The organism is Pseudomonas sp. P4_C3, from assembly GCF_056402075.1.
This window is the reverse complement of sequence record NZ_JBFUIC010000186.1, coordinates 1-8,874: the sequence shown is the minus strand read 5'-3', so window position 1 is coordinate 8,874 and position 8,874 is coordinate 1. Positions and strand designations below refer to the sequence as shown.

The following is an 8,874-nucleotide window of genomic DNA, read 5'->3' as shown; positions in this document are numbered from 1 at the left end:
GGGCGTACCCTTTACCCGCGATGAACAGTCGGGTAACGAAGATGGCGGGTTCGAGTTCCACCTGACCCGCGAGGGCGGTCACAGCCATCGGCGCATCATCCACGCCGCCGATGCCACCGGTGCAGCCATTTTCACAACCCTGCTCGACCAGGCCAGGAAACGGCCGAACATCGAACTGCTGGAACAGCGGGTGGCGGTTGACCTGATCACGGAGAAACGCCTGGGCCTGGAAGGTGATCGCTGCCTCGGCGCTTATGTGCTCAATCGCGGCACCGGCGAAGTCGACACCTACGGCGCCCGCTTTGTGATCCTCGCCTCCGGTGGTGCGGCCAAGGTTTACCTGTACACCAGTAACCCTGACGGCGCCTGCGGCGATGGCATCGCCATGGCCTGGCGCTCGGGCTGCCGGGTGGCGAACCTGGAATTCAACCAGTTCCACCCTACTTGCCTGTATCACCCGCAAGCCAAGAGCTTCCTGGTTACTGAAGCCCTGYGAGGCGAAGGTGCCCACCTGAAGTTGCCCAACGGTGAGCGCTTCATGCAGCGCTTCGATCCTCGGGCCGAGTTGGCACCACGGGACATCGTCGCCCGGGCCATCGACCATGAAATGAAGCGCTTGGGTATCGATTGCGTCTATCTGGACATCAGCCACAAGCCCGAAGCCTTCATCAAGACGCACTTCCCGACGGTGTACGAACGCTGCCTGGAATTTTCCATCGACATCACCAAGCAACCGATTCCGGTGGTCCCGGCAGCGCACTACACCTGTGGTGGTGTGATGGTCGATCAACAGGGCCGCACCGACGTGCCGGGTCTGTATGCCATTGGCGAAACCAGTTTCACCGGCCTGCACGGCGCCAACCGCATGGCCAGCAACTCGCTGCTGGAATGTTTCGTTTATGCTCGCTCGGCGGCCGCGGACATTCTTGAACAGCTGCCCCGGATTCCGATGCCAGTCCCCCTTCCCGCCTGGGATGCGAGCCAGGTCACCGATTCCGATGAAGACGTGATCATTGCGCACAACTGGGATGAATTGCGGCGCTTCATGTGGGACTACGTTGGCATCGTGCGCACCAACAAGCGTCTGCAACGGGCGCAACACCGCGTGCGACTGTTGCTGGATGAAATCGACGAGTTCTACAGTAACTACAAGGTCAGCCGGGATTTGATCGAGCTGCGCAACCTGGCCCAAGTGGCCGAGCTGATGATYCTGTCAGCCATGGAGCGCAAGGAAAGCCGTGGCCTGCATTACACCCTCGACTACCCGAACCTGCTGCCGGTCGCGCTGGACACTATTCTGGTGCCGCCCACCTACGTCGGCTGAACTTGAGCCGGACCCGCAGGCGTCGGTGCACATCCGCCGCCTGCGCATCCCGGGGCACGCAAATGGCCCGGACCCGGCGCTCACCACGTAGTCGGAAACGCAGTACCACCACCAACGGTAGCGCCAGGCTGTCCGGTCTCAGTTGCACGGGCTGCCAACCCTTGGCCCGACTCCACAACTGCCAGCCATCGGCATCGCGGCGCAAGCCGCAAAAGGCCTGCGGGTGGGTCAGCAGGATTTGCCGAGGTAACAACCAGACTCCGTGAGCCACGCACAGCACGGCGCCGAGCGCGCTGGCCCAGAGCGGAATTGACAGTAAAAACAACGAACCCAATGCGAACAGCTGGGCCAGAAGATACGCCGCCAGCAACTGCCGTGAGGCATGCCAGCGGCATTCGAACGAATTACTTGGGCTGGACACGGTCCAGGATCATGCGAACCATGCGTTGCAGTTCAGGATCCTCGGATTCGCTGCGTTCCATGAACCAGCCGAACATGTCCTGATCTTCGCATTCGAGCAACCTGACGTAGCAGGCGCGATCAACCTCGCTGAGGTGCGGGTAAACCTCTTTCACAAACGGCACCAGCAACACGTCAAGCTCAAGCATGCCGCGGCGGCTGTGCCAGTAGAGGCGGTTCAGTTCAACATCTTCGACCATGGAGCGCTCCTCAAATAGGCCGCAAGTATACAGGCCCGCGCCCCGTCGAACAGTCGGCTTTGGTCGGGCACCGATGATCCTTTGTGAACTACCCATTTCGAAGGCGCCCCCTTATGATGTCCGCCAGACTCTTTACCCTGCGATGACCCATGGCCGATTCTGCTTTTTTCTGCACGCTTTCTCATGAAGGTGTTCTCGCGGTCCGCGGCGCGGACGCCAGCAAATTCCTGCAAGGCCAATTGACCTGCAACCTCAACTACCTGAGCGATTCCCGGGCCAGCCTCGGTGCCCGCTGCACGCAAAAAGGCCGGATGCAATCGAGTTTCCGTATCCTGCTCGACGGTGACGGCGTGGTCTTGGCCATGGCCACCGAATTGCTCGAGCCGCAACTGGCGGACCTGAAAAAATACGCGGTGTTTTCCAAGTCGAAACTGACCGACGAAAGTGCCGCCTGGGTCCGCTTCGGCGTTGACCTTGGCGACGCCGCGCTGGTCAGCCTCGGTCTGGACCTGCTGGCAGAAACCGACAGCGTCGTGCGCAACGATGGGCTGATCGCCATCCGTGTCTCGCCTGACCGAGCCGAGCTGTGGGTCGCCGCCAGTCAAGCCGATGCGGTCAAAGGCAAGCTGTCGGCGGTGCTGAGCGAAGGCGATCTGAATCAATGGCTGCTGGGCCAGGTCCGCGCAGGGATCGGCCAGGTCATGCCGGGTACCCGCGAATTGTTCATCCCGCAGATGCTCAACCTGCAAGCGGTCGGTGGCGTGAGTTTCAAGAAAGGTTGCTACACCGGGCAGGAAATCGTCGCGCGCATGCAGTACCTGGGCAAACTCAAGCGCCGCTTGTATCGCCTGCAACTGGCTGCCAGCGAGTTGCCTGAACCGGGTACCGCGCTGTTTTCCCCAACCCACGGCAGCTCCATCGGCGAAGTGGTGCTGGCTGCCCGCGCCGAGCAAAACATTGAACTCCTGGCGGTGTTGCAAGCCGAAGCAGCAGACAGTGGGGACATCCACCTGGGCGCGCTCGAAGGGCCGTCCCTGCAGCTGCTCGACCTGCCTTATGAACTGGACCGCGATCGCGAAATCCAGCAATAACGGCAGCACTTGGCGCGACACCTAGAGAGACTAAATGAGCGAACTGGCGGAAAAGGTCCAAAAGGATTTGGTTGAGGCCATCAATAACGATGACCTGGTTCTGCCAACGTTACCGGAAGTGGCTCTGCAGATTCGCAAGGCCGCGGAAAACCCGGAAGTCAGCGTCAGTACCCTGAGCAAAGTGATCGGCCGTGATACCGCGCTGTCGGCACGCCTGATCAAAGTGGTCAACAGCCCACTGTTGCGCGCGACCCAGGAAGTGACCGATCTGCATACCGCGATCACCCGCCTGGGCATCAACTACAGCTGTAACCTGGCGATCGGCCTGGTCATGGAGCAGATTTTCCATGCCCGCTCCGACGTGGTGGAACAGAAGATGCGCGATGTCTGGCGTAGAAGCCTGGAAATCGCCGGTGTCAGCTACGCCCTGTGCCGCAGCCATACCCGACTCAAGCCCGATCAGGCGGCCCTTGGCGGGCTGGTGCATCAGATCGGCGTGCTGCCGATCCTGACCTACGCCGAAGATCACTATGAGCTGCTGTCCGACCCGGTCAGCCTCAACCATGTGATCGACCAGATTCATCCGCTGATCGGCGAAAAACTGCTCAGGGTCTGGGAATTTCCCGACATGCTGGTGCAAGTGCCGCAGCTATACCTGAACTTCAAGCGCCAGTCTGCGCAGGTCGACTATGTGGATCTGGTGCAGGTGGCCAGCCTGTATTGCCTGCAGGACACCGACCACCCGCTCGCCCGTGCCGATGCGTTGAATGTACCGGCCTACAAGGCACTCGGAATCGACTTTGACGACGAGACGATGTGCGCCGACCTGGAAGAAACACGCACGATGTTTTACTGACCCAAAACCGCGCCGCCCCCTTCGCGAGCAGGCTCGCTCCCACAGGGATTTGTGGTGCTGCATAGATCCAATGTGGGAGCGAGCCTGCTCCGGGCGGCGTTCCGACGATGGGGCCAGAACAAGCCCCATCACTCTCCGGCGACAAAACTCACCCGCACCTTCAAMCCTGCGTGCTCACCGTCATGCAGGCTGATCTGCGCCAGATGCGCGCGGCAGATCTCACCGACAATCGCCAACCCCAACCCTGAACCGGCCACTTGCTGATTGCGTCGGTAAAAGCGCTCGAATACCCGATCGCGCTCCTCAAGAGGAATGCCGGGGCCATCATCTTCGACTTCCAGCACTGCGGGCGCCGAGACGCGCAAAATCACGTTGCCACCCGGTGGCGTGTGAGCCAGTGCGTTATCCACCAGATTGCTCAGCAGTTCGTTCAATAATGTCGGCTCGCCCCGCAACCAGACGGGTTCATCCGCTTCCAGCGCCAGCGCGATGCCGCGCTTGTGGGCCAGCGGCGCCATGGCCATGCCCAGGTCCCGAGCCAACTGACTGAGGTCGAGTAACTGCGCGCCACCCTCGGCAATCGCCCGGGCGCCATTTTCAACCCGTGCCAGGGACAGCAACTGATTGGCCAGATGGGTCAAGCGATCAGTGCCCTGGGCGGCGGTCTCCAAAGTACTGCGCCAGGTATCGGGCTCGGCCGAGCGCATGCCCAGTTCCAGTCGCGCCTTGAGTGCTGCCAATGGCGTACGCAGTTCGTGGGCGGCATCGGCAATGAACTGCGCCTGTTTCTCGAACTGCCCGCGCAAGCGCTCGGTAAAGTGATTGAGCGCGCGCACCAGTGGCCATAATTCGCGCTGCACTTCCACCAACGGCAAGGGGCGCAGATCGTCCGGCTGGCGCTCTTCCACCGCTGTGCGCAAGCGCTCCAGCGGGCGCAACGCGGCACTCACCGCGAACCACACCAACATCAAGGCCCCACCCGCCAGCATGCCCAGGCGCAGCAAAGTATCTGTCGCCAGACTGCGGGCCATGCTCACCCGCGCTTCATCGGTTTCCGCTACGCGAATTTCCGCCATGCCGTTCATGTTCGGCTCGCTCACGGGTTTGAGCAGGCTCACCACACGCACGTTCTGCCCGCGATACTGGGCGTTGTAGAAGCGTGCCAGCGCCGGATAGTCATCGGTGCGCGGCGTTCCCGGCGGTGGCGCGGGCAGGTTTTCATAACCGGAAATCAGCTTCTGATTGATGTCGTTGACCAGGTAGAAAATTCGCCCGGCACTGTCGTAGGCAAAGGTATCGAGGGCCACGTAGGGCACGTCGGCACTCAAGGTGCCGTCGCGCTGGGAGACGCCGGCGGCGATCGTTCGCGCCGAGGCCAGCAGGGTCCGGTCATAGGCCGTGTCGGCGGCTTCGCGCCCGTTCCAGTAGGCGCTCAAACCACTGGCCAGCATCAATACAACCAGCAACAGCGCCAGGTTCCACAGCAACCGCCAGCGCAGGCTGCTGGGCTTATGCATCGCGGCTTTCCAGCAAGTAACCGAGGCCGCGGAAGGTCACGATAGCGACCGGCTGGCCGTCGAGCTTCTTGCGCAGGCGGTGCACGTAGATTTCGATCGCATCGGGGCTGGCCTCTTCATCGAGGCCGAATACTTGAGAAGCCAGTTGCTCCTTGCTCATCACCCGACCGGGGCGCGCGATCAGGGCTTCGAGTACGGCCTGTTCGCGGGAGGTCAGGGTCAGCAATTCTTCACCGAGGGTGAAACGCCGGGTTTCCAGGTCATAGGCCAGCACACCGCAACGCTGAATGCGTTCACCGCCCAGCACACTGCGGCGCAACAAGGCTTTGACCCGGGCTTCGAGCTCGGTCAGTTCGAACGGTTTGGCCAGGTAGTCGTCGGCGCCGAGGTTCAGGCCGTGGACCCGATCCTTGACGTCGCTGCGGGCGGTCAGCATCAACACCGGCAGGTTCTTGCCCCGCGCCCGCAAACGCGCCAGCACTTCGAAACCATCCATGCGCGGCAAGCCGACGTCGAGGATCGCCATGGCGTATTCCTCGCTGCCCAGCGCCAGGTCGGCTGCCACGCCATCGTGCAGAACGTCCACGGTCAGCCCGGTGCTCTTGAGCGCCTGGGCGACACTTTCGGCGAGCTGCAAATGGTCTTCGACGAGCAGGACACGCATGGATCTTTACCTCATTCCGGGATGGTCGACGCCATTCTCTGGCGCGAAGTTTACAGCCGCAACCGCCGCTGTGAAGCCCGAAAACCGTGAAAGTCAGCTGAAAGCTTAGCGAAAGGTTAGCCCGTTACAGTCCAGCCACGGACAGTTTCGACTGCCGTCGCTGCAGCCACACAGCGATACGAAAAACGCCTCGAAGCGTTTTCGACAAATAAGAACAATAAACGGAGTAACTCATCCATGCAGTCCCTGCAGACCCAGGCTATCGCGCCTGCCCGCCTCTCCCGTTTCGGCCACACTGTGCTTGCCAGCGCTGCCGCCCTTGCCGGCTTTTCACCGTTGAGCCAGGCCGCATTCTTCGACGACAGCTCGGCGACTTTCGAAACCCGCAACATGTACTTCAATCGCGATTATCGCGACGGTACCAGTGCCCAACAGTCCAAGCGTGACGAGTGGGCCCAGGGTTTCATGCTCAATCTGAAATCAGGCTACACCGACGGCACCGTGGGGTTCGGTGTCGATGCGCTGGGCATGTTGGGGGTCAAGCTCGATTCAAGCCCTGACCGCACCGGTACCGGCCTGCTGCCGACCGACGATGGGCGAGCCGTCGATGAATACTCCAAGCTCGGCCTGACCGGCAAAGTGAAAATCTCCGCCAGCGAGCTGAAGATCGGCACCCTGATTCCGGAACTGCCGATCCTCAAGCCCAACGACGGGCGCATCCTGCCGCAGACCTTTGAAGGCGGCATGCTGACCTCCAAAGAGATCAAGAACCTGACCTTTACCGGCGGTCGTCTGGACAAAGCCAAGGACCGCGACAGCACCAACTTCGAGGACATTGCCCTCAACAACAAGAACAGCCGTTTCGCTGGCACCGTGGCCGGCAAGCACTTTGATTTTGGCGGCCTGGACTACAAGCTCACCGACAAGATCACCGGCAGCTACCACTTCGCGCAACTCGATGAAGTCTACAACCAGCATTTCCTCGGCTTGATCGCCTCGCAGCCATTCGGCCCCGGCACCTTTGGCACTGATCTGCGGTTTGCCATCAGTGACGACCAGGGCGAGGCCCGTGGTGGCAAGATCGACAACAAATCCCTCAACGGTCTGGTGAGTTACGCCTTGAGCGGGCACAAGTTCAGCGCGGGCTACCAGCACATGTCCGGCGACAGCGCGTTCCCGTATGTGGATGGCGCCGACCCGTACCTGGTGAACTTCGTGCAGATCAACGACTTTGCCGGGGCCGAAGAACGCTCCTGGCAAGCGCGTTATGACTTCGACTTCGTCACCCTCGGCGTCCCCGGCCTGACTTTCATGAGCCGTTACGTAAGCGGTGACAACATCAAGCTCAAGAACGGAGACGAAGGTAAAGAATGGGAACGCAACAGCGAGATTAAATATGTTGTACAAAGCGGCGCGCTCAAGGATGTCGCCGTGCGTCTGCGCAATGCCACCTACCGTTCCAACTACTCCGCTCGCGATGCCGATGAAGTGCGTCTGCTGGTGAGCTATAGCGTTGCCCTCTGGTAATTCAGTACGTCAATAACAACAACTCCCAAGGAGACTTGAATGAACCTGTCAATGCGTAAACTAGCCCTCGCCGCCAGCGTCCTGCTGTTCACCGGCCAAGCGCTTGCCGAACCCAAACGTCCGGAATGCATCGCCCCGGCCTCGCCCGGCGGTGGTTTCGACCTGACCTGCAAACTGGCGCAAAGCGCGCTGGTCAACGAAAAACTGCTGACCAAGCCGATGCGCGTGACCTACATGCCCGGTGGTGTCGGCGCGGTGGCGTACAACGCGGTGGTCGCCCAACGTCCGGCCGATGCTGGCACCCTGGTGGCCTGGTCCAGCGGTTCGCTGCTGAACCTGGCCCAAGGCAAATTCGGTCGTTTCGATGAAACCAACGTTCGCTGGCTCGCTGCCGTTGGCACCAGCTATGGCGCCATCGCGGTGAAAAGCGATTCGCCTTACAAGAACCTCGACGATCTGGTCCAGGCACTGAAGAAAGATCCGAGCAAAGTGGTGATCGGTTCCGGCGGCACCGTCGGCAGTCAGGACTGGATGCAAACCGCGCTGATCGCCAAGGCCGCCGGAATCAACCCGCGTGACCTGCGTTACGTCGCCCTCGAAGGTGGCGGCGAGATTGCCACCGCCCTGCTCGGTGGGCACATCCAGGTCGGCAGCACCGACATCTCCGACTCCATGCCGCACATCCTGAGCGGCGACATGCGCCTGCTGGCGGTGTTCTCCGACAAACGTCTGGACGAGCCGGAAATGAAGGACATCCCGACAGCCCGCGAGCAAGGCTACGACATCGTCTGGCCGGTGGTGCGCGGCTTCTACCTCGGGCCAAAAGTCAGCGACGAAGACTACGCCTGGTGGAAAGCGGCCTTCGACAAACTGCTGGCTTCCGAAGACTTCGCCAAGTTGCGCGATCAGCGCGAGCTCTTCCCGTTCGCCATGACCGGCCCGGAGCTGGACACCTACGTGAAGAAGCAGGTTGCGGACTACAAAGTGCTGGCCAAAGAGTTCGGCCTGATCCAGTGATCGCCTCTGTCTAGCGGCCGCGGCTCCGTTTGGCGGAGTCGCGGCACAGGAGTTCCCCATGCTCTTACAACGCATTTTTGCTTCGGTGCTGTTGCTGGTCTGCCTCGGCCTGGCGCTGATGGCATGGCCGTATCAAGCGGCTTTTTCCTACGAACCRGTGGGGCCTCGGGCCTTTCCATTGCTGATGCTCGGCCTGATGGGCTCGGCACTGTTGTACAT

General features: G+C 61.1%; 9 protein-coding genes and 1 pseudogene. 6 read left to right on the top strand and 4 right to left on the bottom strand.

Features of this window, described 5'->3' with window-relative positions; all coding sequences use genetic code 11:
* On the top strand, window positions 1-1,324 hold a 1,324-nt coding region (nadB, locus tag AC1DVH_RS22040; protein WP_477755593.1), incomplete at its 5' end, for an L-aspartate oxidase.
* Here nadB and AC1DVH_RS22035 read toward each other — a convergent pair.
* The gene (locus AC1DVH_RS22035; RefSeq protein WP_477755592.1) at window positions 1,293-1,745 is read right to left on the bottom strand and encodes a protein YgfX; all 453 of its coding nucleotides are present in this window, start codon (window positions 1,743-1,745) and stop codon (window positions 1,293-1,295) included. The two genes, nadB and AC1DVH_RS22035, sit on opposite strands and share 32 nt — an antisense overlap.
* Window positions 1,729-1,983: an FAD assembly factor SdhE gene (locus AC1DVH_RS22030; protein ID WP_477755591.1), complete on the bottom strand. Its 255-nt coding sequence runs from the start codon at window positions 1,981-1,983 to the stop codon at window positions 1,729-1,731. The genes AC1DVH_RS22035 and AC1DVH_RS22030 overlap by 17 nt, the downstream gene beginning before the upstream one ends.
* Before the next feature lie 149 nt (window positions 1,984-2,132).
* Between AC1DVH_RS22030 and ygfZ the strand changes: the two genes are divergently transcribed.
* Together ygfZ and AC1DVH_RS22020 are read left to right on the top strand one after the other, a co-directional pair.
* Window positions 2,133-3,074 carry a CAF17-like 4Fe-4S cluster assembly/insertion protein YgfZ gene (gene ygfZ, locus AC1DVH_RS22025; protein ID WP_477755590.1) on the top strand — a complete coding sequence of 314 codons (942 nt, stop codon included), beginning with the start codon at window positions 2,133-2,135 and terminating at the stop codon, window positions 3,072-3,074.
* 34 nt (window positions 3,075-3,108) lie between these two features.
* Window positions 3,109-3,930 (top strand): HDOD domain-containing protein, encoded by an 822-nt coding sequence (locus AC1DVH_RS22020; RefSeq protein ID WP_477755589.1) that lies wholly within the window; start codon window positions 3,109-3,111, stop codon window positions 3,928-3,930.
* Window positions 3,931-4,058: 128 nt separating this feature from the next.
* On the opposite strand, the gene AC1DVH_RS22015 is transcribed toward AC1DVH_RS22020, so the two are convergent.
* Window positions 4,059-5,447, bottom strand: coding sequence for a sensor histidine kinase N-terminal domain-containing protein (locus tag AC1DVH_RS22015; protein WP_477755588.1), 1,389 nt, complete (start codon window positions 5,445-5,447; stop codon window positions 4,059-4,061).
* Window positions 5,440-6,111, bottom strand: coding sequence for a response regulator (locus tag AC1DVH_RS22010; RefSeq protein ID WP_007979804.1), 672 nt, complete (start codon window positions 6,109-6,111; stop codon window positions 5,440-5,442). The genes AC1DVH_RS22015 and AC1DVH_RS22010 overlap by 8 nt, the downstream gene beginning before the upstream one ends.
* 237 nt (window positions 6,112-6,348) lie before the next feature.
* Here AC1DVH_RS22010 and AC1DVH_RS22005 point away from each other — a divergent pair, with 237 nt between their 5' ends.
* The 3 genes and pseudogenes from AC1DVH_RS22005 to AC1DVH_RS21995 form a co-directional block, all read left to right on the top strand.
* Window positions 6,349-7,638, top strand: a complete 1,290-nt coding sequence (locus tag AC1DVH_RS22005) for an OprD family porin (protein ID WP_477755587.1) — start codon at window positions 6,349-6,351, stop codon at window positions 7,636-7,638.
* Window positions 7,639-7,677: 39 nt separating this feature from the next.
* Window positions 7,678-8,655, top strand: a complete 978-nt coding sequence (locus AC1DVH_RS22000; protein ID WP_477755586.1) for a Bug family tripartite tricarboxylate transporter substrate binding protein — start codon at window positions 7,678-7,680, stop codon at window positions 8,653-8,655.
* Between the two features lie 58 nt (window positions 8,656-8,713).
* A pseudogene (locus tag AC1DVH_RS21995) lies at window positions 8,714-8,874 on the top strand (tripartite tricarboxylate transporter TctB family protein); the annotation flags it as partial.